This is a genomic window from Rhizobium grahamii (assembly GCF_009498215.1).
GTDB classification, from domain to species: domain Bacteria; phylum Pseudomonadota; class Alphaproteobacteria; order Rhizobiales; family Rhizobiaceae; genus Rhizobium; species Rhizobium grahamii_A.
Genome location: NZ_CP043498.1, coordinates 928025 through 951433 on the forward strand (window position 1 = coordinate 928025; position 23409 = coordinate 951433).

The following is a 23409-nucleotide window of genomic DNA, read 5'->3' on the forward strand; positions in this document are numbered from 1 at the left end:
GTTTATGCCCAGTGGCATGGCTGCGGAAAGCCAACTTTTTGTGTACGCTGTTTGATGGAATAGTCTGTAACAAAACGACGGTGGCCATCGTATATGACCGATGCACCCGGCGAAGCAGGCGTACCGGTTTCGGCCTTCCCGGTAGTGACAGCTCAGGCCGTTTGGATTAGGACAATTCCAAAATACGGCGATAGCCTGGCCGCTTCTAGCACTGCGCCCCCGCGTCGCCGACAGTTTCCGACACGTAAGGAATATGCCAATGCCAGCCTATCGTTCCAGAACCACGACCCACGGCCGCAATATGGCGGGTGCGCGCGGCCTTTGGCGCGCAACGGGCATGAAGGATTCGGACTTCGGCAAGCCGATTATTGCGGTGGTGAACTCCTTCACCCAGTTCGTGCCCGGCCACGTCCACCTCAAGGATCTCGGCCAGCTCGTCGCCCGCGAAATCGAAGCAGCAGGCGGTGTCGCCAAGGAGTTCAACACGATCGCCGTCGACGACGGTATCGCCATGGGCCATGACGGCATGCTCTACTCGCTGCCGTCGCGCGAACTCATCGCCGACAGCGTCGAGTACATGGTCAACGCCCACTGCGCCGACGCCATGGTCTGCATCTCCAACTGCGACAAGATCACGCCCGGCATGTTGATGGCCTCGCTCCGCCTCAATATTCCGACGGTCTTCGTCTCCGGCGGCCCGATGGAAGCCGGCAAGGTTGTCCTGCATGGCAAGAAGGTCGCGCTCGACCTCGTCGATGCCATGGTCGCTGCCGCCGACGACAAGATCAGCGATGAAGATGTTGCCGTCATCGAGCGCTCGGCCTGCCCGACCTGCGGCTCGTGCTCCGGCATGTTCACGGCAAACTCGATGAACTGTCTGACCGAAGCCTTGGGCTTGTCCTTGCCTGGAAACGGCTCCACGCTCGCCACCCATTCCGACCGCAAGGAACTCTTCCTTGAAGCCGGTCGTCGCGTCGTCGAACTTGCCCGCCGTTATTACGAACAGGACGATCTGACCGCTCTGCCGCGCACCATTGCCAGCAAGGGCGCGTTTGAGAACGCCATGGCGCTTGACATCGCCATGGGCGGCTCGACCAACACCGTCCTGCACATTCTGGCAGCCGCTCATGAGGGCGAAATCGATTTCACCATGGACGACATCGATCGTCTGTCGCGTCGCGTTCCCTGCCTGTCGAAGGTCGCGCCTGCCAAGGCCGACGTTCACATGGAAGACGTTCACCGCGCAGGCGGTATCATGGCGATCCTCGGCGAGCTCGATCGTGCCGGCCTGCTGAATGTCGACCTGCCGACCGTCCATGCTGCGACCATGCGCGAAGCACTGGCCCAATGGGATGTCGCGGTCACCGACAACAAGGCTGCCTTCGATCTCTTCAGCGCCGCACCGGGTGGCGTTCCGACGCAGGTTGCCTTCAGCCAGAGCTCTCGCTGGGAAGAACTCGACCTCGACCGCGAGAAGGGTGTTATCCGCGATGCACAGCATCCGTTCTCGAAGGATGGCGGCCTCGCCGTTCTGAAGGGCAACCTCGCGCTCGACGGCTGCATCGTGAAGACCGCAGGTGTCGACGAATCGATCCTGAAATTTTCAGGCCCGGCCAAGGTCTATGAGAGCCAGGACGCGGCCGTAAAGGCGATCCTGTCGAATGAAGTCGTCGCCGGCGATGTTGTGGTGATCCGTTACGAAGGTCCGAAGGGCGGTCCGGGCATGCAGGAAATGCTCTATCCGACCAGCTACCTGAAGTCGAAGGGCCTCGGCAAGGCTTGCGCGCTGATCACCGACGGTCGCTTCTCCGGTGGTACGTCGGGTCTTTCTATCGGCCATGCCTCGCCTGAGGCGGCCAATGGCGGCACGATCGGCCTTGTTCGCGATGGCGACATGATCGACATCGATATCCCGAACCGGACCATCAGCCTGCGGGTCGATGACAAGGAGCTGGCCACGCGCCGTGCCGCTCAGGAGGAGAAGGGCTGGCATCCGGCCGAAGTCCGCAAGCGCAACGTCACGACCGCGCTGAAAGCCTATGCCGCCTTTGCAACCAGCGCCGACCGTGGCGCTGTGCGTGACCTCGGCGGTCGCTGAACGGCGATCTCGACCCGCTGATTAAGAGTCAGCTGCTCATATGGACCGGTCGCCTCAAAGCGGCCGGTTTATCTTTTTGTAGGTCGCGTCCAGCTGCAGCAGCCGTTCGTCATAGGCCGCCTTGATACAGGACGTGTCGGCGCCGCAAGCCTGTCGCTTCTTCAGCCAGGCGGTCTGTTCGTCCTGAAGCGTGCCGCGCGCTCCCATCGCCATCAGGCCGGAGAGCAGGTCGAATGTCGTCACCATCTTCACGTCGGCATCGTTGAGCGGGCGGTTGTCGCAGATCGCCTTTTCGTCAGGCTGCAGCGTTTTCGCCTCGCAATCGAAGCTGGCGGCGTGGGTGACTGTAGACAAGGACAGCAGCATGGAAGCGCCTGTCAGCGTCAAGGCAATATTTCGACGAGAGATCATGCATGGTTTCCTGTTCAACTACGAATGGCTCTCAGAAAGAGCAGGCACATGTAGATGATGCAGCACGCCCAAACGGCAAGAATAAAGATCATGCCGGCTCGTCCCGACGGACGCTCCAGTCGTTTTGTCGCTTGAGCCCGAAGGTCTGCCATCACTGTGGGAGGGATCAGGCGGATGGCCAGCATGATCCCGAGAGGCACGATCACCAGATCGTCCAGATAGCCCAGCACCGGAATGAAATCCGGGATGAGGTCGATGGGCGAAAGCGCATAGGCGGCGACAGCGCCGGCGACTGCCTTGGCGTGCCAGGGAACGCGGTTGTCGCGCGCCGCCAGCCAGAGTACGACGATGTCACGCTTGAGTGACTTCGTCCATGCTTTGATCTTTGTTATCAGATGCATACCAATCGTCTTTGACTCAACTTCACAAGCGCTTCACGTCGTCCCGCCTTGCCGTATTCTTCCATCCTTCCGCCCTCTTTCCTTTCTAGCGTCCGGCGCTACAACGTCTTCACAAGAGAATTTCAAAAGGACTTCCCATGCCAGACTTGCTAAAGCGCGCAGCCCTGCCTCTCGTGGCTCTGATGCTCGCGCTGCCGGTTGCCGCCATTGCGCAAACCGCCAAGACCGTGCCGCAGAGTCAGTTGGAGATGCAGCTCTCCTTTGCGCCGCTCGTCAAGCAGACCGCCGGCGCCGTCGTCAATGTCTATGCGGAAAAGACAGTGCGCCGGCAATCGCCCTTTGCCGGCGACCCCTTCTTCGAGCAGTTCTTCGGCCAGCAGATGCCGAACCGCAGCGAGAAACAGTCTTCGCTCGGCTCCGGTGTGATCGTCGAGGCGAACGGAACGATCGTGACGAACAACCACGTCGTCGATGGCGCTGACGATATCAAGGTCGCGTTGTCTGACGGTCGGGAATTTCCCTGCAAGGTCGTACTGAAGGACGACCGGGTCGATCTCGCCGTCTTGAAGATCGACACCAAGGAAACCTTCCCGACGCTGCCGATCGCCAACTCCGACGGCGTTGAGGTCGGCGATCTTGTGCTTGCGATCGGCAATCCCTTCGGTGTCGGCCAGACGGTGACGTCGGGCATCGTTTCGGCGCTGGCCCGCAATCAGGTCGTCAAGAACGAGTTCGGCTTCTTCATCCAGACCGACGCCTCGATCAATCCCGGCAATTCCGGCGGCGCCTTGATGAACATGAAGGGTGAACTGATCGGCATCAATACCGCGATCTTTTCGCGCGGTGGCGGCTCGAACGGCATTGGCTTCGCCATCCCGGCCAATCTGGTGAAGGTGTTTCTTGCCTCCGCCGACGCCGGTGTAAAGGCTTTCGAGCGCCCCTATGTGGGAGCCTCGTTTGATGCCGTCACATCTGAGGTTGCCGACGCCCTCGGCCTCGCCAAGGCGCGCGGCGCAATCGTCGTCAAGGTGAGCGAAGGTGGCCCTGCTGCCAAGGCCGGCCTGAAGCCAGGGCAGGTGATCACGGCCGTCGACGGCGTCACCGTCGAACATCCCGACGCGCTGCTCTATCGCCTCACGACTGCGGGTCTCGGCAATTCGGCCAAGCTGACCGTGGTCGACAACGGCAAGGAGAAGCAGGTCGATCTCGCCCTTGCACGCGCTCCGGAAACCGCGCCTCGAGACCAGCGGACCATCGGTGGCCATTCCCCGTTCACGGGTGCGGTCGTCGAAAATCTCTCGCCGCGTGTCGCCGACGAGCTGCGGATGGCGTCGGAGGCCAGCGGTGTCGTCGTTGCCGAGGTCAAGGATGGATCGGTTGCCGCAAGCCTCGGTTTCGAGCCGAAGGACATCATCGTCTCCGTCAACGGTTCCGAGGTGAAGACCACCAAGGAACTGGAATCGGTCGCCAGTCAGGGGCCGAATTTCTGGCGCGTCGAGATCGAGCGTGACGGTCAGCGCATCCGGCAGTTCTTCCGATGAGCAACGATCTCTTCGCGCCGCGCATTCCGCAGGAGGTCGCCAACCGGCGACCGCTTGCAGACAGGCTTCGCCCGCAGACGCTTGGTGAAGTCACCGGTCAGGAACACCTGACCGGTGATGACGGCGTTCTCAGGCGGATGATCGAAAGCGGCTCGTTGGGATCGATGATTTTCTGGGGCCCGCCAGGCACCGGCAAGACCACCGTCGCGCGGCTACTGTCGGGCGAGGCGGGTCTTGCCTTCGAGCAGATTTCGGCGATCTTTTCCGGTGTCGCGGATCTCAAGAAGGTGTTCGAGTCCGCGCGGTTGCGCCGCATGGACGGGCGCCAGACGCTGCTTTTCGTCGATGAAATCCATCGCTTCAATCGCGCGCAGCAGGATAGTTTTCTGCCGGTCATGGAAGACGGTACCGTCATCCTTGTCGGCGCCACGACCGAGAACCCGTCGTTCGAACTCAATGCCGCTCTCTTGTCGCGTGCCCGTGTCCTCACCTTCAAGTCGCATGATGATACGAGCCTAGAAGAGCTATTGAAGCGGGCCGAGGCAACCGAGCAGAAATCCCTGCCGCTGACGCCGGAGGCGAGGATCAGCCTGCTCCGCATGGCCGACGGCGATGGTCGCGCGGTACTGACCCTTGCCGAAGAGGTCTGGCGCGCTGTCCGTCAGGGTGAGACCTTTGACACGGAGGGCCTGACGCGGATCGTCCAGCGCCGGGCGCCTGTTTATGACAAGGCGCAGGACGGGCACTACAATCTGATTTCTGCTTTGCATAAGTCCGTCCGCGGGTCCGATCCGGATGCCGCGCTCTATTATCTCGCGCGCATGTTCGACGCCGGCGAGGATCCGCTATATCTCGGACGCCGGCTGGTGCGCATGGCCGTGGAGGATATCGGTCTTGCCGATCCCCAGGCACTGGTCGTCTGCAACGCCGCCAAGGATGCCTACGACTATCTCGGCTCTCCGGAGGGGAACTGGCGCTCGCACAGGCTTGCGTTTATCTCGCCACCGCCCCGAAATCGAACGCCGTCTACACCGCCTTCAAGGCCGCGACCATGGCTGCCAAGCAAAATGGTTCGCTTCTGCCACCGAAGCACATTCTGAATGCGCCGACGAAGCTGATGAAGGATGAAGGTTACAACGAAGGCTATCGCTACGATCACGACGAGCCGGATGCCTTTTCAGGTCAGGACTATTTTCCGGAGAAGATGGGACGCCAGACCTTCTACGACCCGCCGGAACGCGGTTTCGAGCGGGATATCAGGAAGCGTCTGGATTGGTGGGCGAAGCTTCGCAAGGAGCGCAATCAGCGCTGATCAGGAGGCCCGCATCTGGCCGCCAGGGCCCGCGATCAGTTTCACGGCAGACTCCGCCAGACCATGATGTCCTTCCATGTCGACCACCAGATGCCAGTGGCCGCTCTCCGGGATCGACAGCTTTACCGGCGATTTGCGCGCTACGCCGCCCACATACTTGAAATCGAGCACTTCGGTAAAACGCTGGTAGTTCGGTGCCGTCATCAAGCGAACATTCGCCACGGCAGACAGCGTCACCTCGATGATCGTCCCAGCTCGCTGTTCCTTGAGGTCGTAGTGGGTGAAGCGAAAATTGGGTTTCGGCATTGGGGGCGTCCGTCGTCTATTGCGACAAACGCTAGCAATCTTCGGTTAACGAAGAGTTGGCCTTTGAGGCTTCCGCCCGCTTTTCCGCGAAAGCGCTAATGGACGATCGGATCCTCACTGCCCGCGATGAGGCGGAGTGCGGTTTCGCCCGGCGCGAACGAGATCTGGCTGAGATCGTGGTCGCATTCTTCGACGGCGAAATGCAGCGCCGCATCCCGGCTGACGAATATCCCGCCGACGCGCCCCTCCCGATCGTTGACGACCCAGCGACCCGCGCTGTTGCTGCCGATCGTGAAACGCGGCAGCGCTTTCGGGCTGGCTGCGGCGAAACGGCGAGCATGATGGTGGAGGGGCATTTCGGTTCCTTTCATGGTGTGGATGCAGGGGGATGTAGTCGCATCAAGATGCGAGAGGGCGGGTTTCCGCAGCCGAGGTGAGTGCGTCGAAGACCGCGGCTCTTTCGTCGGCATCGAGCTCTACCATCGGCAGCCGAACCGTCGCATCGACATCGAGGAGAAGCCGCAGCGCATACTTGATCTGAGCCGGTGCCTGATCGCCCAATATTTGCGTCAGGGGATGCAGCCGCCGTTCAAGGGCCAAAGCGCCGGGAATGTTGCCGGCGAGGGCGGCATTGTGGAGCGAGTTGAACAATCGCGGATGGACGTTGGCGCCGGACGAGATGATGCCGGTGCCGTAGCCGCTTAGAAAGGCGAGCGAGGTGTCGTCTCTGTCGGAAAGGAAGAGGAAGCGCTCGCGCAATGCAGGCGAGGGAGGCTGTATTCCATGTCCGATCACGCCGGCGATCGAGGGGATTGTCGCAAGCGCCTCCAATGTCTGAGGCGAAAGGCTGCTTGCAGAGCGTGCCGGATTGTCGTCGACGATGACAGGAATACTGGTTTCCGCCGCAAGCGTCTGGAAATGGTGGAGAATACCGCGTTGCCCCGGTTTTGAATAGTAAGGGACGGTCACGATCGCTGCCGCTGCGCCAAGGGCTTCGGCCTGTTGGGTGAGCCTTATTGTCTCGAGTGTGCAGTTGGTGCCGGTCGCGGCGAGCACCGGAACGCGACGGTCGGCGGCTCTCATGCAGCATTGAAGGACGGCCGAGCGCTCGAGCATCGAAAGGGTCGGGCCTTCGCCCGTCACTGTGCAGACGGCGAGGCCGCCGACGCCTGACAGCACTTGCCTGACGGCGAGCTTTTCAAGCGTTGAAAGGTCGACGGCGTCGCCCCGGAATGGCGTTACCAACGCAGTCGTGACGGCGCCGAGACGAAGGAGGCTGTTCGGTCTCATTGGCGTCAGAACCCGGCCAGGATCACGTAGAGCTCTACCGCCGCCAGTACGACGCCGAAGATGACCAGAGCCTGGGCCGTCCGCCTTTCGCGCATTTGCCGTTTCGGCATGCGCCTATCCGGTCGTGCGATCTGCAAGCTCGAAGAAATGAAATCTCTCATGACGTTCACCTCGTGCATCATGAGGAAAGGCTACAGCTGGCGGCCGTAGGGAATCCATTCCGCTGCGCGCCGCGGAAAATAGAAATCGCATAAACGCCGATGCGGGCCTCGCCGCGTCAAAGGACTCCGAGATCAACGGGTTCAGGCTGTTTCCGGAATCGATAGATGAACGACTTGAATCAAACCGCGAACGTCCTGCGAGCCTAGCGTCGAGGGTTTCATTTCCCGGCACCTGCGAAAAAGATTGTAGGCCTGTCGGCAAGGCGCCAGGCAGTTCGTCCTTGTAGGGAAGACGCAACAGGCATCATCTGCCAGAGATCAAACGGGTGCCCTTTACGGGCAGGGAGAAGGGTAAGGCAATCGCTATTCTCGTCGCGCGCCTCATCTTCGCGGCGGTGTTCATCATGGCATCGACGCTGAAATTCCTGGACATGCAGTCGACGGCAGATTTCATCGCGGCTGCCGGCTTTCCGATGCCGTTGTTCCTCGCGTGGGTCGCGGCATTCTTCGAACTCGCACTCGCTTTCGCCCTGCTGACGGGGGCATTCTTCTCCGAAGCAGCGCTGCTTGCCGGCCTATACGTTCTCTTCCTGGCCTTTTCATTCCATGGGCCGGGGCGGTGGACGGGAAACCAGGCCGAATTCGGCTTCTTCATCGATCACTTCACCTTCTTTGCCGGCCTGCTATTCGCCGCAGTCCATGGCCCGGGCGAAACACTCGCGCTTCGCACCCGCGCCCTTCTGGCTGCTCGCTGACGGAGGAACGAGCTATCCCGACGGCGGCGGGCTTGCCAGTTCCTCCAGCAGGCGCTCGAACGCCGTCGGCTTTAGCGTGGCCGGCGGATTGTAGGGGTCCGAGAACGCGTAGATAAAGAAGAGAATAATGCCGGTGAAGGCACCGAGAACGGACAGCAGCAGCAGATTTCGTGCGTCGGGCGGGTAGGGATAGTAGCCGAGCGCCATGAAGATGACGCCAGAGATCGCAGCGAACCAGAAGATCTTGCTGACGGAGTCCGTGCCGCTGTTTTCGCGCTTGTCTCGGGAGTCCGAGATGGCGTGCACATTGGCGAGCATGTGATCGCGGATGCTCTGCTGCCGAACATTGGTTGGGGTCAGATCCAGTACTCGCTGGTAGACGTTATCCCACTTGGCCCATGCGGTGGCCGAAAGCTGCCCCGTGGTGCCCAAGCTGCGCCATTCCTCATCAACGACGATCTGGACATATTCGAACAGGGCCTGCTGGATCGGCGGCTTTTCATTGGCGCCGTAGCGTTCCGCGTCGAAATAGACGTTGGCGACGGCGTTCGCCTCGGTCACGCTCTCGAATTTCAGTTGCTGGTATTCGATCATCTCTTGCGCGAACACCAGCGCCAGGATCAGCGCGTGAAGGGATGATATGCGCATGACCACTGCGCCGGCCAGCTCCCTGTCCTTTCCGGTCGGGTCGGCCCCCATGATGAAACGCATCAGGAAATAGAAAGCCAGCGTAACGACGATCGTGCCGCCGATGAATGCAATGCCGAAGAGGATGACGCTGCCCATGAGGATCTCCCGCTCGCTCGTGGCCAGACTGTATTCGCAGGCGCGCGCATGATCAACGAACGAGACGAAACGTTCCGGTCAACCGTTTGGGGAGGCGTGTTTGGGCGGTACTAGCGGAGAATGCCGTCGAGAGCAGGCATCCCCATGACGGCCGACGCGCCGATCAAAAGATAGCAGATCAGCCGGAAGGTGCTTTCCTTGGCAAGCCCAAACAACAACGAGCCACCATAGAGACCGGCCGCATAGCTTGGCAGGATGACAACCGTGAGAGCAAAGACCGCCGGCACAAACAGGTCGCCGAAATAGTAGCTTACGACGCTGAAGCAGGTCGAAACCGCGAAGTAGAGGACGACATTCGCGCGCACCCGGGCAAAACCGGTCGTCCCACCGAGCCAGTAGGCGACGACAGGAGGTCCGCCGAGTTGCGCTGCGCCGCTGAAAAGCCCGGCGATGAGCCCGGTCATCGAGGTAAGCGGCGCCCGCGGTTCGCCGTGATAGCGCCAGCCGGAGACAAGCAACGCGAGCAGGCAAATCGCTACGGCCGTGATCGCCCAGCGCAGGGTAAGCGGATCCATCAGAGCCAGTGCCGCGGTACCGGCGGGCACGCCGAGGATGGCGCCCGCGGCCATCGTGAAGACCTCGCGCCGGTTGGCACTGCGCCAGGCCGGCGGGATCATCCCAAGCGTTGCCAGGCCGTCGATGACAAGCAGGGCGGGCGATATCAGCTTTGGGCCGATGATCGCGCCGCCGAGCGGAATGAAGATCAATGCCGCACCGAACCCGGAGAAACCCCGTGCCAGCCCCGCAATGAAGGCGATGACGATAAGCGATAGCACGCCATGATCCGGCAGGGCCGTGGTAAACCACGCGCCCGTGTCTGCCAGCAGCGCATCAAGCGACATCGACAGGCTCCCGGATCAGGAGGCGAGCATTAGGTCCATGTTCTGGACAGCCGCGCCCGAAGCGCCCTTGCCGAGGTTGTCGAGCAGCGCCACGAGATTGACCTGCGAGGCGCCCGGCGTGCCGAAAACGAAGAGCTTCATCGTGTCTTTGCCGGCGAGTTCGACAGCATCGATACGCGGCAGCTTGCTGCTCTGCTCCAGCGGCACGACAGTCACGATATCCTGGCCGGCATAGTGAGCGACGAGGGCAGCATGGATGCTTTCGAGCGTCGTGCCATCGGCCAGATCATCGAGATGCAACGGCACCTGAACAATCATGCCCTGCGCGAACTTCCCGACCGACGGCGAGAAGATCGGCGCGCGATCGAGCAGCCCATGGATCTTCATCTCGGGAACGTGCTTGTGCGTCAGCGTCAGGCCATAGAGGAAGTGTGGCGCGGTAATCGCATCGTCGCGGCTCTGGTCTTCAATCTGCGCGATCATCTGCTTGCCGCCGCCGGTGTAGCCCGAAACCGCATTGACCGTGACCGGATAGCCGTCGGGCAGGATGCCGGCAGCACGCAGCGGCCGAATGAGGCCGATGGCACCGGTGGGGTAGCAGCCGGGATTGGCGACGAAGCGAGCAGCCTTGATCTTTTCCGCTTGCTCCTTGTCCATCTCCGCGAAACCGTAAGCCCACGTCGGGTTGACGCGGAAGGCAGTGGAGGTGTCGATGACACGCACGTTGTTATTGCCGGAGACCATCTGCACGGCCTCCTTCGAAGCATCGTCGGGCAGGCAGAGGATCGCGATGTCGGCGTTATTGAGCATATCCTCGCGCATCGCCGCGTTGCGACGCTCGGCTTCCGGGATCGACAGAAGCTCGACATCGCGACGGCCGGCCATGCGCGTGCGGATCTGCAAGCCCGTCGTGCCGTGTTCGCCATCGATGAAGATCTTCGGTGCCATTGTCTTGCTCACACTTTCAATAGGTTAGAAAGAAGTCCGGAATCATTTTGTAAGAGAGATGAGTCAGCCGTGTGACGCGCTTGCGCGGCGTTCGGCATGCAGGCCAAGCATATACATCGCGACCGTCGCCCCCGCAATGGCGGTGATATCGGCATGGTCATAGGGCGGTGACACCTCCACGACATCCGCGCCCCTGATGTCCAGCTGGTGCAGGCGCTGCAGCACTGAGAGGATCTTGGCGCTGGAGGGGCCGCCCGAAACAGGAGTGCCGGTGCCAGGCGCAAAGGCCGGGTCGAGGCAGTCGATGTCGAAGGTCAGGTAGGACGGTGCCCCGCGGGTGTGCGAGATGATCGTCGATGCGATATCGCCGGCGCTCATGTCCTCGAGCAGGTGACCATAGAGAATGTGAATGCCGAAATCCTCGGGCGCATGCGTCCGGATGCCGATCTGGATCGACCGATCCGGATCGATGATGCCGTCTCGCGCTGCCCGCGCCACGAAGGAACCGTGGTCGATACGCTTGTTGTCGTCGAACCAGGTGTCTTGGTGTGCGTCGAACTGGACGAGCGCCAGCGGTCCATGCTTGGCGGCATGCGCCTTGAGGATCGGCCAAGTGACGAAATGATCGCCACCAAGGGTCAGCATGAAGGCGCCGCTGTCGACGATCGTTCGGGCCTGCTGCTCGATCGCCTTGGGCGTCTCGTGGTGATTGCCGTAATCGAGCAGGCAGTCGCCATAGTCGATGACGGCCATCTCGGCGAAGAGGTCGCGATTGAAAGGGTATTGCGGGTCGTTGTCGAAAATCGCCGATGCGCGGCGTATCGCCTGGGGACCGAACCGCGTGCCGGGCCGATTTGAGGTCGCCGCATCGAAGGGAATGCCCCAGACAACGGCGTCCGCGCCGGTCAGATCCTTGGTGAAGCGGCGGCGCATGAATGACAGCGCGCCGGCAAAGGTCGGGTCGCTGGCTGAGGAGGTGAGGCTGGTTGCCGTGAAGGCGTGATCTATGGTCTTCTTTGCCACGAGGGTAATCCTGACTTCGATCTGACGCAGGCGGATGCCTGCCGGCAGAAGGGGTAAGCGACAGGACGATAGAATGCAAGGCACACGCAGCATCGCGGAGACGATGATCCCACCGATCGTTCTGTGCTACTCTACCCGTCGTTGTTGATGCTGAGTGAAACGGTTCTCGGAGGGCTTATGCCGAGCGTGCCTCTCAAGCGACGGCTGGCAGCGATCATGGCGACGGACGTTGTCGGCTATTCCCGCCTGATGGAAAGCGACGAAGAGACGACGCTCGCGCTGGTCAAGGCGATACACAGCGATGTTGTGGAGCCGAACATCGAGCGCAATGGCGGCCGGATCTTCAAGCTGATTGGCGACGGAACACTGTCCGTATTCGACTCGGTGACTGGCGCGGTCGAATGCGCGATGGCGATCCAGGGCGAGTTGGTGAACGGAACAGGTGAGGGCGCGCGCCCGGCGATCAGGATTGGCATCAACCTTGCGGACGTTCTGGTGGACGGCTCCGACATGTTCGGGGATGGGGTCAACGTCGCCTCTCGTATTGAAGCAAACGCGTTGCCGGGCGGCATATGCGTGACCGATGGGGTCTATCACCAGATCGCGACGCGACTTGGGGGCGAGTTCGTCGCTGGCGGCGAAAAACGCCTGAAGAACATCGAACGACCAGTCCGCGTCTGGCACTGGCAACCGCGCCGGACTGGCCCGATCCCCGCTGCACACTCGCGGCTGACGAAGCGACGTCGTCGCGGAGCGCGGAAAAAGTCCTCGTGCGAGTTGCATCAGGGTCCTCACCCTTTGCCGGCGGGCAGGATATTGCAGGGTTGGTAAGCTCGAGCATCGAGCAGTTTCTCTCGGAGCGCCGCTGGATCGACGTCGCTCCGACTTCGGCGGCGGAAATGAGCATGCGCGCTCACGATTACACAGTGAGCATCGGCGTTCATGGAGCAGGCCCGTTCCGGCTGAGCGTTAGGTTCGCGTCCACGACGGCCACGTCGATACTGTGGTCTCGGGCATTCGATCTTCCGGCAGATTGTCAAATGGATGCAATCGAATCCGTCGCAGCGGAGATCGTGTCGCTCGTGGTGGACAAGGTCCTCCATGTGTCATCCAAGACCGTCGCCACTAGACCCGAATCCTCCTGGTCCGCCTACGAGAACTTTCTTTATGGCAGGATGCTCGATGCCAAACATCTGCTGTGGGAGGCCGAACGCTTCTTCGAGAGAGCCGCGCAGCTCGACCCTGGTCTTATCGAAGCTCACACCATGCACGCCATTGCACTGACGCACACCTTCAGCATGGAGGGCACGCCTGAGCGTCTGCAACGCGCTGAGGACGTCTCGCGCATCGCATTGCGCCTCGACAACAACGACGCCTTTGCGCAGTACTCTGCGGCGCTGGTTCAGTTGATGATGCGAAACTATGAGGGCGCGAAATCCCACTACCGCAAGGCGCGCGACCTCGCGCCAAGCGATGTCGAGATCCGCGCCGATTTCGCCGAATTGCTCCACTATGTCGGTGATCTGGAAGCCGCCGCTGCCGAAATCGAGGAATGCTTTCGACGATCGACGCATCCGCCGGTGTGGTTCTGGGCGATCAGCGGCATCATTCGGCTTCAGCAAGGCCGTGGCGATGACGCCGCGGAGGAATTTGAGAATGTACCGACGAAGTCATGGCGAACACTCATCTTGCTTGCAGCTGCCCATGCCCTGCGCGGAGACGAGGTACGGCGCGCGCACTGCGAGGTCGAAGCGCGTCGGCTTCAGCCGAGACTTGGCCCGGAATTGCTGCGATTGGTGTTTCCCTACCAGAGCGAGGGTGCCTTCGCGACACTTCTCGGCGCTCTGGGGCCGGCGGCCTAGCGGTGTGGCCGCCGATGGCACGCTCTGAAGCTGCCGTTGTTGGTTCGGGATCGAAGCGCGTCGTTGACTTCGCTCCCGGTGTCGGAGAACCTGCAGCCAGCGATGAGCGAAGGAGCTGATACCCATGTTCGATCACATATCGATCGGCGTAAAGAATATTGAAAGATCGGGAGCGTTCTACGACGCGGCACTCGGAGCGCTCGGTTATGAGCGGCTGTCCAGTTTTGGCAATACTGTCGGATACGGTGCCGAAAAGCCGGCCTTCTGGGTCATGGAGGCAGAGCATCCGGTGCCGGCGGATCGTGGATCGGGATTGCATTTCTGCTTTACGGCGACCAGCGAGGAAGCGGTCAATTCCTTCTATGCCGCGGGCCTTGCCAATGGCGGCGAAGACAATGGCCCACCCGGTGTCCGCCCGGAATACAGCCAGTTCTACTACGCGGCCTTCGTGATCGACCCTGATGGGTACAGGCTGGAGGCCTTCTTTCGTAGGCCGGAATAACAAAAAAGGCCGGGCAGAGCCCGGCCTTCGCATTTCGATAGTTCGAAGCGATTAGCGCTTGGAGAACTGGAACGAACGGCGAGCCTTGGCCTTACCGTACTTCTTACGTTCAACAACGCGGCTGTCGCGGGTCAGGAAGCCACCCTTCTTCAGGACCGAGCGCAGGCCCGGTTCGAAGTAGGTGAGAGCCTTGGAAACACCGTGACGAACAGCACCGGCCTGGCCGGAAAGACCGCCACCGGCAACGGTAGCGATGATGTCGAACTGGCCTTCGCGGGCAGCAGCAACGATCGGCTGGCGCAGGATCATCTGCAGAACCGGACGTGCGAAGTATTCCGCGAATTCCTTGCCGTTGACGATGATCTTGCCGGAGCCCGGCTTGACCCAGACGCGGGCAACAGCGTTCTTGCGCTTGCCGGTCGCGTAGGAACGGCCAAGCGAGTCGACCTTGCGGACGTGAACCGGAGCCGAAGCTTCGGTAGCCGTGCCGAGATCCTTCAGGGAGGAGAGGTCAGCCATTCTTAGGCGCTCCTTACGTTCTTCTTGTTCAGCGAGGCCACGTCGAGAACGACAGGCTGCTGTGCTTCATGAGGATGGTTGGAACCAGCGTAAACGCGGAGGTTCTTCATCTGGCGACGACCGAGCGGGCCACGCGGAACCATGCGCTCAACAGCCTTCTCGAGAACGCGCTCCGGGAAGCGGCCTTCGATGATCTGGCGAGCGGTACGCTCCTTGATGCCGCCGGCAAAACCGGTGTGCCAGTAGTAAACCTTGTCGGAGTACTTCTTGCCGGTGAATACGACCTTGTCGGCATTGATGACGATGACGTTGTCGCCGTCGTCAACGTGGGGCGTGAAGGTTGCCTTGTGCTTGCCGCGCAGACGCATAGCGATGACGGAAGCGAGACGACCAACGACCAGCCCTTCGGCGTCGATGATGACCCACTTCTTCTCCACCTCTGCAGGCTTCTGGGAGAAAGTTGCCATAGTAGTTACTCTCTTTTGGATCCCTTGTGCCCGAAGGCGAAGGGCGTTTCTTGTTGCTTGGTTTGGACGTCCGGAGACGCACCAAAAAGAAAGCAGCCCCGGAAGGCTGCATTTCTGGGGGTGTGTATAAAGGCAAAGACGTGCCCGGTCAATGATGCCGAGTTACTGCCCCATAAAAACATACAAGCAAAATCAAGCGCTTAGGTATGTGGTAATTTAATACCTCACATTTCGCGTGGCGGAATCGAGTAAGTCGCCGTTGCGTGGGCGATCAGCTCGTCCTCATTCTCCTGGAAAATCGATGCCTCGATGACCGCGAGGCGCTTGCCGAGCGTGAGAATTCTGCAGATGCAGGTCGTTGGCCGGAGCTTTGGCAGTCGCAGGAAATTGATGTTGAGATTGGTGGTCACAGCCAGTGCGACTGGTCCGATATGCGCGAGCACCGACGCATAGGCCGTGACATCCGCCAGGGTGAAAAGCGCGGGGCCTGATACAGTGCCGCCGGGGCGTAAGTGCCTCTCGTTTGGGTCGAGACGCATCGAGACGCTGCCGGGGCGGATTTCGGTGATGGAGAAGACCCGACCGTCCGTGTGGATCTGGGGGAAATCCGTGTCCAGAAAACGGTGGAGCTCGTCGATCGTCATGACCGGCTGCATGAGTTTGCCTCGAAATTGCTTGTCGCCTGTGGCAGAACAATTAGCACGAAATGGCAATGCAGGGAGTTAGACCATGGCCGAAGTCGTATCCTTTCGGAAAGACCCGAGCAAAGCGGGCGAGGGCGCGCTTGTCATTCCGCAGTTGAGCGACGGGGTCCTGCGGCTGACGCTCAGCAATCCGCCTGCAAACGCGCTTTCGATCGCGGTCATGGAAACGCTGATCGGCGAGCTGCAGAGCGCTGCCGAAGACGCTGCCGTCCGCGTGGTCATCATCGCCTCGACGGGCAATGTCTTTTCCGCCGGCCACGACCTGAAGGAGCTGACCGCGCATCGCGCCGACGAGGACGGCGGCGAGGCATTTTTCGAGGAAACCTTCGCGCTGGCTGCCGACCTCATGCTCGAGATCACCCGCCTCCCTAAGCCCGTCATTGCCGAGATCGATGGCCTTGCGACCGCTGCCGGCTGCCAGCTTGTCGCTTCCTGCGATCTTGCAATCTGCACCGATACGGCAACCTTCTGCACGCCGGGCGTCAATATCGGCCTGTTCTGCTCGACGCCGATGGTGGCTGTGACGCGGGCTGCCCATCGCAAGCAGGCGATGGAGATGCTGCTGACCGGAGAGACGATCGACGCCCCCACGGCCAAGGATTTCGGCCTCGTGAACCGCATCGTACCGAAACAGTACCTGACGCAGGTCGTCACCAAATATGCGTCCGTAATTGCGAGCAAATCGCCGCTGACGCTGAAGCTCGGCAAGGAAGCGTTTTATCGCCAACTCGAAATGCCGGTCGAGGAAGCCTACAGCTATGCGGCGCAGGTAATGGTCGACAATATGCTGACGGCCGATGCCGAAGAGGGGATCGGGGCTTTCCTGTCCAAGCGCACGCCACAGTGGACTGGCGAATAGCTCAGGCGAGCTTGAGGATCAGGCCGCCAAGTGCGATGATCGCGCCGGCGAGATAGCGCCACGGACTGGCCTTTTCCTTGAGCACGATAACGGAAATCAGCAGAGCGAACAGGATCGACGTCTCTCGAAGCGCAGCGACGGTTGCGACCGGCGCTTTTGTCATCGCCCATAGCGCGAGGCCGTAGGAGGCAATCGATCCGCCGCCGCCGATCAGTCCGCGCCACCAATTGTAGCGGACATGCACGGCAACAGCCACCGCGCCCCGCTTCGAGACGGCCCAGGTCAGAAGCAGGATCGGAGGCAGCAGCGACATCCATAGCGTATAGGATATCGCGTTGCCGGATATCCGCGCCCCGATGCCGTCGACATAGGTATAGGTCGCGATGACGCAAGCGTTGGCGAGCGCCAGACGGATCGCATGGCCGCTGCCGCGTCTTGCCTCGAGCGCCAGCGTGAGAATGCCCGCGCAGATCGTCGCGGTGCCAAGCATCGCGCCGGGCGAGAGGCTCTCGTTCAGGATGAAACCGCTTGTCGCGGCGACCAGCAGAGGCGCGCAGCCCCTCATGATCGGATAGACGAGGCCGATGTCGCCCGCCCGATAGGCGCCGGCGACCAGCTGGAAATAGATGAACTGAAGGATCGCCGAAGCGCCGATGTAAGGCCAGGCCGAGGCCTCCGGCAGCGGCAGGAAAAACAGGAAGGGCAGGGCCGTAATCGCACCACCTGCCGAGATGAGGCTGGCGTCAAGCGACTTGTCCGTGCCCGCCTTGATGAGCGCGTTCCAGATTGCGTGCAGCAGCGCGCCTAGAAGAACCAGCAGGATGACTGTGAGCGACAAGAAAGACTACCGAGCGGTGTATTGACGGGGGATCCGAGGCCCTTGTTACGCCGTCAAAGGCAAAATGCCAACATGGCTTTGCGTGGTGCGATCCCGACACGTAGCGGTGACGAACGCGTTAACAATCACAGATTGTCGGCTGGCGGTGTCACCAAGATGTACGTACGCCAACTGCGTTTAATCGATTCGCCTCATTCAACTATGAGGTGTTTCTAACATATGCAGGAACATATGGTGTTCATATACAGGATATACATAGAACGAGAGCCTCGCGTGCTCTCGCAATTTTTAGGCGTGATGCGTGAATGACACACGTTGTCATAATCGGCCCGTTTTGATGGGCCGGAGAAGTTGTGTTTCAGCAAGCTGGACGAGAGCGGCGCAGATGTCTTGCGATCGCCTCAGAGCGAATAGTCTGGAACAAGAAACATCCCGTCCAGGTTGTCGATATTTTGACAATTGAGAACCCGGCAGCTGGGGTCATCCTTCGTCGGAATACGCGTCCATTCAGCATATTTGTTGCCGTCGCAGAAGCGGCTGTTGCGGACATAGCGGTCGTAGAGCGGCATCCCGGGAACGCGCTTGGACGGATAGCGGAAAATCACCGCGCCCTCGTTGTGAATGGCCGCACGGGCGCTCTGGCACGTCATGCTCTGCGAGTTGTATCGAGAGATTGCCATGGCCGGCGACGCGACCAATGCAAAGGAAAGCAAAAGGGCCGTCTTTCTCATGGGGATCCTCCTGTGGCTTGGCACTACCTATATACGATAAAAGCGAGGCGCCGGTTTCAAAATTCGGCGCGGAAATCATGGCTTGGTGGCAAAGAGGCACGCATGAACCACGACCGATATGACGACGACTATATCATTGATATCCTGCGCTCGGTGAAGACGATCGCGCTGACGGGCGCCTCGCCAAATCCGGCGCGCCCCAGCAACGGTGTCATGGCGTTCTTGCTGGCACGCGGCTATCAGGTCATCCCCGTCAATCCCGGCCAGGCAGGCAAGCTGATCCATGGGCAACTCGTCTATGCCCGGCTTGCCGACATCCCCACCGCAGTCGATATGGTCGATGTCTTCAGGGCGTCCGAATACTTGCCGGAGGTGGTGGAGGAGGCGCTGCGGATGGAGCCCCGCCCGAAGGTGATCTGGTCGCAGCTTGGCGTTCGTGATGATGCGGCCGCGCAGATTGCCGAGACCGCCGGATTGAAGGTTGTCATGAATCGCTGCCCGGCAATCGAGTATCCGCGCCTGATCGCCTGATGGGACGTTTTTTTCTTTAAACGCGCCTCGGTTGAAATAGATTGGCGATTACCTTTTACGGCGTGTCGGCTATGCTCCGCCGCGTCAAATTGTAAAAACGGGAGGAATTTTCATGAGTAATAATGATCCGGGATTCAACACGTTGGCCGTCCATGCCGGCGCCAAGCCCGATCCGGCGACCGGTGCGCGCGCCACGCCGATCTATCAGACCACGGCTTACGTCTTCAACGACGCTGATCATGCAGCCGCTCTCTTCGGATTGCAGCAGTTCGGGAACATCTATACCCGCATCATGAACCCACGCAGGCGGTTCTCGAAGAACGTGTCGCGGCTCTCGAAGGCGGCACGGCGGCGCTGGCCGTTGCCTCGGGCCACGCCGCGCAGATGATCGTGTTCCACACGATCCTTCGACCGGGCGAGAATTTCGTAGCGGCCAAGCGCCTTTACGGCGGCTCCATCAACCAGTTCGGCCACGCTTTCGATAATTTCGGCTGGCAGGTTCGTTGGGCAGATTCAGGCGATCCCTCGAGCTTTGAGAGCCAGATCGACGAAAAGACCCGCGCGATCTTCATCGAGAGCCTCGCCAATCCGGGCGGCACCTTCGTCGATATCGCCGCGATCGCGGAAGTCGCACACAAGCACGGACTGCCGCTCATCGTCGACAATACGATGGCCAGCCCCTATCTCATTCGCCCGATCGAACACGGCGCCGATATCGTCGTCCACTCGCTGACCAAGTTCCTCGGCGGCCACGGCAACTCCATGGGCGGCATCATCGTCGACGGCGGCACCTTCGACTGGTCGAAGTCCGGCAACTATCCGATGCTCTCGAGCCCGCGGCCGGAATATAACGGCGTCGTTCTCCACTCGACCTTCGGCAACTTCGCCTTCGCGATCGCCTGCCGCGTCCTTGGTCTGCGCGACCTTGGTCCGGCGATCTCGCCCTTCAACGCCTTCCTGATCCTGACCGGGATCGAGACGCTGCCGCTGCGCATGCAGCGCCACAGCGAGAACGCCGCTGCCGTGGCGAAATGGCTGAAGGCGCATAGCAAGGTCGCTTGGGTCAACTATGCCGGCCTCGAGGACGACCCGAACCACGCCCTGCAGAAGCGCTATTCGCCGAAGGGAGCGGGCTCCGTCTTCACGTTCGGCGTCAAGGGCGGCTACGAGGCGGGCAAGGCACTCGTTGAAGGGCTGCAGCTGTTCTCGCACCTCGCCAATATCGGTGACACCCGATCGTTGATCATACATCCGGCATCCACCACCCACCGGCAGCTGACCGACGAGCAGAAGATCGCTGCCGGCGCTGGCCCCGGCGTGGTCCGCCTGTCGATCGGCATCGAGGATGTGAAGGACATCATCGCCGACCTCGAACAGTCGCTCGCAAAGGCTTGATCGGCGCTTCCCGCCAGATAGCAACATGATCAGCACCCGGCTTGGATAGTGCGGGTGCTGATTTTCGTCTGATTCGACGAAAGGATCTGAAAATGGTGGCCGGGGCGCTGGTCACGGCATTGTGGCGACCATTTCCTTGTCGGTGATCCGCAATATGGGCAGGTTCAGCTTGGCTGTCGGATCGTCCTTCAGCAGCGCCACCTCATCGAGAAACCTCGGAATGTCGTCAAAGCCGATCGCGCAGAGATTCTTGGGGTGGTAGTTCCACCATTCGCTTTCCAGTAATTTCGCAATCGTCGCCTCGTCGAACCGGTAGCGAATGATTTTTGCCGGATTTCCGCCGACGATCGCAAAGGGCGGCACGTCCTTCGTCACCACGCTGTTGGCCGCGACGACAGAACCGGTGCCAAGGCGAATGCCCATCTGCAACGTGCAGTCTCGGCCGATCCATACGTCGTTCTCCAAGGTAGGATAGGGTTTATTGCCGTGGATGTCCCAACCATATTTTGAAACCTGTTCAGCATTGGTGAAATCCCGGCAAAGTACGCTTTTGCTGCGAAAGGTAATGATCGAGGTCGTCACCAGGTCAAGCGGGTGATAGCTGTCCAGGAAGGTCAAACCCGATGAAATGGAGCAATAGCGTCCGACCTTCATCGGTTCAGGCAACGGCGAATAGGAATAGGACAGCAATCCGATCGATGTCAGGCCGCAATAGTGAACACCGCCGGTGCTGGGGACGTAGGGTCCCCCGTAAAGGCCCGAATAGGGTTCGATCACAACTTCATTTTTGACGCTCAGGTGTTGGTCTGCGATCAGCCAGCCGTAGCCGATCGGATTGGGCGGTCCTGAGTTTACCTTGAAGAGGAGCCGGAATTCCCACATTAGATTGAGATCGGATGCCGTTAATTTCATGCGTCTGTGAGTCCGGGAACAGTGACTGGAGCGAGAATCGCATTTTATCACACAAGGATAGCGATCACAGCGCTCCAAGCCCCATGATCGAGATCCGATCTCAGTTTTGCTGGACCTGCCGTGCGCAGAGTGCAAGATGCCGATAGATTTTAGGCAGTCGCGCTCCGCCGCGAAGGATATCGAGAGGGCCGATGACGACGTTCATCAGATTCGAAGAGAACGGTAGCAAACCGGAGTTCGGCGCTCCCGCCGCCGACCGGATCATCGCTGGTGATCCGCAGTTCCGCACATGGAGTTTCGACGAAGCCGATGGCGGTATCTATGCCGGCATATGGGAAGCGACGCCGGGAAAGTGGCGCATCGTCTATGACGAGTGGGAGTACTTCAATGTCCTTTCCGGCTATTCGATCGTGACGGAGGAGGGCGGAGAGCCCGTTCATCTGCGCGCCGGCGACAGGATGATCTTGAAGCCGGGCTTCATCGGAACCTGGGAAGTCATCGAGACGACCCGCAAGGACTACGTCATCCGCGTTTGATCGGGCTAGTCTGTCCTGCCGAAACGCACTTGTCTCTATTCGGTGACGTCGGCTTCGCGTCGGCGAAGGCCTCTGCGAAACCGCCTGATGAAATCAGGTTCATCGTTTGTCGCAAGGCGTCGGCAGCGTCCTTGCCGAAGGCGCGATCGAACCGGTCCTGAGCGTCTCTCCATAGGAGCTGGGCTTCCGCCCATTTTGCCTCTCCTGACGCCGTCAGCCGAACGCGCTTTACGCGACGGTCCTTCTCGTCGGGTACTAGCTCGACCATGCCGTCCCTCAAGAGTGGCTTCAGCGTGTGTCCGAGCGCGGAAAGATCCATCACCATAGCCTCGGCGAGGGCCTTCAGAGGCGTCGCGCCGCCGAGCTTGATCTGGGTGAGCAGCGCATACTGCGTCGCCCTCAGCCCGCTCGGCGCCATGATATCCTCGTAGAGTTGGCCAAGCTGGCGGGAGGCGCGTTTCAGGGCGCTGTTGTTGCAGTAGTCCCAGCTGCCTGGTGCTTCGGTCTTGTCGTTCATGATCGATCTCCGGTCTCGATGTCTTCCGATCGTTGACGGTCAGTCAATCCTCTCATTTCGAAATTTATCGTCTCTCCCCTTGCGCTGGCGGCACGACTATACAAATATAGTGGCATATGCCAGTAAAATCAAAATTGGAAAGGAATACCGTCATGTCTGGTTTCAATCCTGGGACTGCTTTGGTTACCGGTGCCTCCTCGGGGATCGGCGCCGCTTATGCTGATCGCCTGGCAAAGCGCCGCTACAATCTCCTTCTTGTCGCACGCGACGGCGAGCGCCTCTCGGCTCTGGCGAAGCGGCTGAAGGCCGAGCAGGGCGTTGAGGTGGAGGTGCTGGTGGCGGATCTGACGAACCGGGCGGATGTTCGCGTCGTCGAACAACGCCTGCGTGACGATGCGGCGATCACGATGCTGGTCAACAATGCAGGCATTGGACCCAAGGGCAAGATGCTCGACGACGACGCCGACTATCTGGAAAACATGATCGAACTCAACGTCGTCGCGGTAAACCGCCTTGCAGTCGCTGCGGCACAGGCATTCTCCAAGCGGGGCAGGGGCGCGATCGTCAATATCGCCTCTGTGGTGGTATTCATACCGGAGCGGTTCAACGCCACATATAGCGCCACAAAGGCCTTCGTGCTCAATCTCACCCAGGGAATCCACGCGGAAGTCGCGGAGCAGGGTGTCAAGGTTCAGGCGGTGCTACCTGGTCTGACCCGGACCGAAATATTCGAACGCGCAGGAGGCTCCGTCGACAATCTTCCCGCCTCGATGGTGATGGATGTCAACGATATGGTCGATGCCTCGCTGGCTGGCTTCGACAAGGGTGAGCTGATCACGATCCCGTCACTGCCGAATGAAAACGATCTGGCGCAACTGACGACAGCGCGCCTGGCGCTTGGCCCCAATCTTTCGCATAGCAAGCCGGCTGCTCGCTACGGCGTCAACGTCGACTGAGCGATGATCGCGGCACGATCTGTTCCTCCGCCGCAATGATCCATGTCAAAGCGCAGCCCGGCGGCATCGCATAGGTTGCTCCTGTGAGGGGCGGCGGCGGTCGACCCTCACGCTGGTAAGTCAATTTCCCGCTCCGCCACCCCGCG

The 23409-nt window shown here is 60.5% G+C and carries 26 protein-coding genes and 2 pseudogenes; 12 read left to right on the forward strand and 16 right to left on the reverse strand.

What is annotated here, in order from left to right; all coding sequences use genetic code 11:
• Positions 1-259: 259 nt before the first annotated feature.
• On the forward strand, positions 260-2098 hold the full coding sequence (ilvD, locus tag FZ934_RS04655; protein WP_153270112.1) for a dihydroxy-acid dehydratase: 1839 nt from the start codon (positions 260-262) through the stop codon (positions 2096-2098).
• A 54-nt stretch (positions 2099-2152) separates the two neighbouring features.
• On the opposite strand, the gene FZ934_RS04660 is transcribed toward ilvD, so the two are convergent.
• Positions 2153-2509, reverse strand: coding sequence for a lysozyme inhibitor LprI family protein (locus FZ934_RS04660; RefSeq protein ID WP_153270113.1), 357 nt, complete (start codon positions 2507-2509; stop codon positions 2153-2155).
• A 14-nt stretch (positions 2510-2523) separates the two neighbouring features.
• Positions 2524-2910, reverse strand: coding sequence for a YkvA family protein (locus FZ934_RS04665; protein WP_153270114.1), 387 nt, complete (start codon positions 2908-2910; stop codon positions 2524-2526).
• 137 nt (positions 2911-3047) lie between these two features.
• Between FZ934_RS04665 and FZ934_RS04670 the strand changes: the two genes are divergently transcribed.
• Both FZ934_RS04670 and FZ934_RS04675 read left to right on the forward strand, forming a co-directional pair.
• Positions 3048-4451 (forward strand): DegQ family serine endoprotease, encoded by a 1404-nt coding sequence (locus FZ934_RS04670; RefSeq protein WP_153270115.1) that lies wholly within the window; start codon positions 3048-3050, stop codon positions 4449-4451.
• Positions 4448-5763: pseudogene (locus FZ934_RS04675) on the forward strand (replication-associated recombination protein A). The gene FZ934_RS04670 and the pseudogene FZ934_RS04675 overlap by 4 nt, the downstream one beginning before the upstream one ends.
• Here the strand turns inward: FZ934_RS04675 and FZ934_RS04680 are convergent.
• From FZ934_RS04680 to FZ934_RS04690, 3 genes are all read right to left on the reverse strand, one after another.
• On the reverse strand, positions 5764-6069 hold the full coding sequence (locus FZ934_RS04680; protein WP_113361774.1) for a DUF1883 domain-containing protein: 306 nt from the start codon (positions 6067-6069) through the stop codon (positions 5764-5766).
• A 95-nt stretch (positions 6070-6164) separates the two neighbouring features.
• Positions 6165-6425, reverse strand: a complete 261-nt coding sequence (locus tag FZ934_RS04685; protein WP_153270116.1) for a hypothetical protein — start codon at positions 6423-6425, stop codon at positions 6165-6167.
• A gap of 43 nt (positions 6426-6468) precedes the next feature.
• Positions 6469-7359 (reverse strand): dihydrodipicolinate synthase family protein, encoded by an 891-nt coding sequence (locus FZ934_RS04690; protein ID WP_153270117.1) that lies wholly within the window; start codon positions 7357-7359, stop codon positions 6469-6471.
• Between the two features lie 487 nt (positions 7360-7846).
• Here FZ934_RS04690 and FZ934_RS04695 point away from each other — a divergent pair, with 487 nt between their 5' ends.
• Entirely contained in the window at positions 7847-8275 is a 429-nt protein-coding gene (locus FZ934_RS04695) for a DoxX family protein (RefSeq protein ID WP_281409922.1), read from the forward strand.
• 12 nt (positions 8276-8287) lie between these two features.
• Here FZ934_RS04695 and FZ934_RS04700 read toward each other — a convergent pair whose 3' ends face one another.
• From FZ934_RS04700 to speB, 4 genes are all read right to left on the reverse strand, one after another.
• Complete coding sequence (locus FZ934_RS04700) at positions 8288-9061, reverse strand: DUF4239 domain-containing protein (protein WP_153270118.1); 774 nt, start codon at positions 9059-9061, stop codon at positions 8288-8290.
• 110 nt (positions 9062-9171) lie between these two features.
• Positions 9172-9963 carry a sulfite exporter TauE/SafE family protein gene (locus FZ934_RS04705; protein WP_153270119.1) on the reverse strand — a complete coding sequence of 264 codons (792 nt, stop codon included), beginning with the start codon at positions 9961-9963 and terminating at the stop codon, positions 9172-9174.
• A gap of 15 nt (positions 9964-9978) precedes the next feature.
• Entirely contained in the window at positions 9979-10911 is a 933-nt protein-coding gene (gene argC / locus FZ934_RS04710; protein ID WP_153270120.1) for an N-acetyl-gamma-glutamyl-phosphate reductase, read from the reverse strand.
• Positions 10912-10974: 63 nt separating this feature from the next.
• The gene (gene speB / locus FZ934_RS04715; protein ID WP_153270121.1) at positions 10975-11934 is read right to left on the reverse strand and encodes an agmatinase; all 960 of its coding nucleotides are present in this window, start codon (positions 11932-11934) and stop codon (positions 10975-10977) included.
• Between the two features lie 177 nt (positions 11935-12111).
• Here speB and FZ934_RS28025 point away from each other — a divergent pair, with 177 nt between their 5' ends.
• The 3 genes from FZ934_RS28025 (at position 12112) to FZ934_RS04725 (ending at position 14298) form a co-directional block, all read left to right on the forward strand.
• Positions 12112-12765, forward strand: coding sequence for an adenylate/guanylate cyclase domain-containing protein (locus FZ934_RS28025; protein ID WP_246737838.1), 654 nt, complete (start codon positions 12112-12114; stop codon positions 12763-12765).
• 209 nt (positions 12766-12974) lie between these two features.
• A complete protein-coding gene (locus FZ934_RS28030) occupies positions 12975-13796 on the forward strand; it encodes a tetratricopeptide repeat protein (protein WP_246737839.1) in 822 nt (273 codons plus the stop codon).
• 124 nt (positions 13797-13920) lie between these two features.
• A complete protein-coding gene (locus FZ934_RS04725) occupies positions 13921-14298 on the forward strand; it encodes a VOC family protein (RefSeq protein WP_153270122.1) in 378 nt (125 codons plus the stop codon).
• 51 nt (positions 14299-14349) lie between these two features.
• On the opposite strand, the gene rpsI is transcribed toward FZ934_RS04725, so the two are convergent.
• The 3 genes from rpsI to FZ934_RS04740 all read right to left on the reverse strand — a co-directional run bounded on the left by rpsI (position 14350) and on the right by FZ934_RS04740 (position 15940).
• Positions 14350-14817, reverse strand: coding sequence for a 30S ribosomal protein S9 (gene rpsI / locus FZ934_RS04730; protein WP_148181776.1), 468 nt, complete (start codon positions 14815-14817; stop codon positions 14350-14352).
• A gap of 2 nt (positions 14818-14819) precedes the next feature.
• Positions 14820-15284, reverse strand: a complete 465-nt coding sequence (gene rplM / locus FZ934_RS04735) for a 50S ribosomal protein L13 (protein WP_153270123.1) — start codon at positions 15282-15284, stop codon at positions 14820-14822.
• A gap of 224 nt (positions 15285-15508) precedes the next feature.
• Positions 15509-15940 carry a PaaI family thioesterase gene (locus FZ934_RS04740; RefSeq protein WP_153270124.1) on the reverse strand — a complete coding sequence of 144 codons (432 nt, stop codon included), beginning with the start codon at positions 15938-15940 and terminating at the stop codon, positions 15509-15511.
• Between the two features lie 73 nt (positions 15941-16013).
• Here FZ934_RS04740 and FZ934_RS04745 point away from each other — a divergent pair, with 73 nt between their 5' ends.
• Positions 16014-16847, forward strand: coding sequence for an enoyl-CoA hydratase (locus FZ934_RS04745; RefSeq protein WP_153270125.1), 834 nt, complete (start codon positions 16014-16016; stop codon positions 16845-16847).
• A 1-nt stretch (position 16848) separates the two neighbouring features.
• Here FZ934_RS04745 and FZ934_RS04750 read toward each other — a convergent pair whose 3' ends face one another.
• A complete protein-coding gene (locus tag FZ934_RS04750) occupies positions 16849-17685 on the reverse strand; it encodes a DMT family transporter (RefSeq protein WP_153270126.1) in 837 nt (278 codons plus the stop codon).
• A gap of 401 nt (positions 17686-18086) precedes the next feature.
• On the reverse strand, positions 18087-18416 hold the full coding sequence (locus tag FZ934_RS04755) for a hypothetical protein (RefSeq protein ID WP_153270127.1): 330 nt from the start codon (positions 18414-18416) through the stop codon (positions 18087-18089).
• A 102-nt stretch (positions 18417-18518) separates the two neighbouring features.
• On the opposite strand from FZ934_RS04755, the gene FZ934_RS04760 reads away from it, so the two are divergent.
• A complete protein-coding gene (locus tag FZ934_RS04760; protein ID WP_153270128.1) occupies positions 18519-18947 on the forward strand; it encodes a CoA-binding protein in 429 nt (142 codons plus the stop codon).
• 112 nt (positions 18948-19059) lie between these two features.
• A pseudogene (locus FZ934_RS04765) lies at positions 19060-20342 on the forward strand (O-acetylhomoserine aminocarboxypropyltransferase).
• Positions 20343-20453: 111 nt separating this feature from the next.
• On the opposite strand, the gene FZ934_RS04770 reads toward FZ934_RS04765, so the two are convergent.
• Positions 20454-21254 (reverse strand): CatB-related O-acetyltransferase, encoded by an 801-nt coding sequence (locus FZ934_RS04770; RefSeq protein WP_153270129.1) that lies wholly within the window; start codon positions 21252-21254, stop codon positions 20454-20456.
• A 191-nt stretch (positions 21255-21445) separates the two neighbouring features.
• Between FZ934_RS04770 and FZ934_RS04775 the strand changes: the two genes are divergently transcribed.
• Positions 21446-21790, forward strand: a complete 345-nt coding sequence (locus FZ934_RS04775; RefSeq protein ID WP_153270130.1) for a cupin domain-containing protein — start codon at positions 21446-21448, stop codon at positions 21788-21790.
• Here FZ934_RS04775 and FZ934_RS04780 read toward each other — a convergent pair.
• A complete protein-coding gene (locus tag FZ934_RS04780) occupies positions 21777-22307 on the reverse strand; it encodes a MarR family winged helix-turn-helix transcriptional regulator (protein ID WP_153270131.1) in 531 nt (176 codons plus the stop codon). The genes FZ934_RS04775 and FZ934_RS04780 overlap by 14 nt on opposite strands.
• Positions 22308-22459: 152 nt before the next feature.
• On the opposite strand from FZ934_RS04780, the gene FZ934_RS04785 reads away from it, so the two are divergent.
• Positions 22460-23263 (forward strand): SDR family NAD(P)-dependent oxidoreductase, encoded by an 804-nt coding sequence (locus FZ934_RS04785; protein WP_153270132.1) that lies wholly within the window; start codon positions 22460-22462, stop codon positions 23261-23263.
• Positions 23264-23409 lie beyond the last annotated feature (146 nt).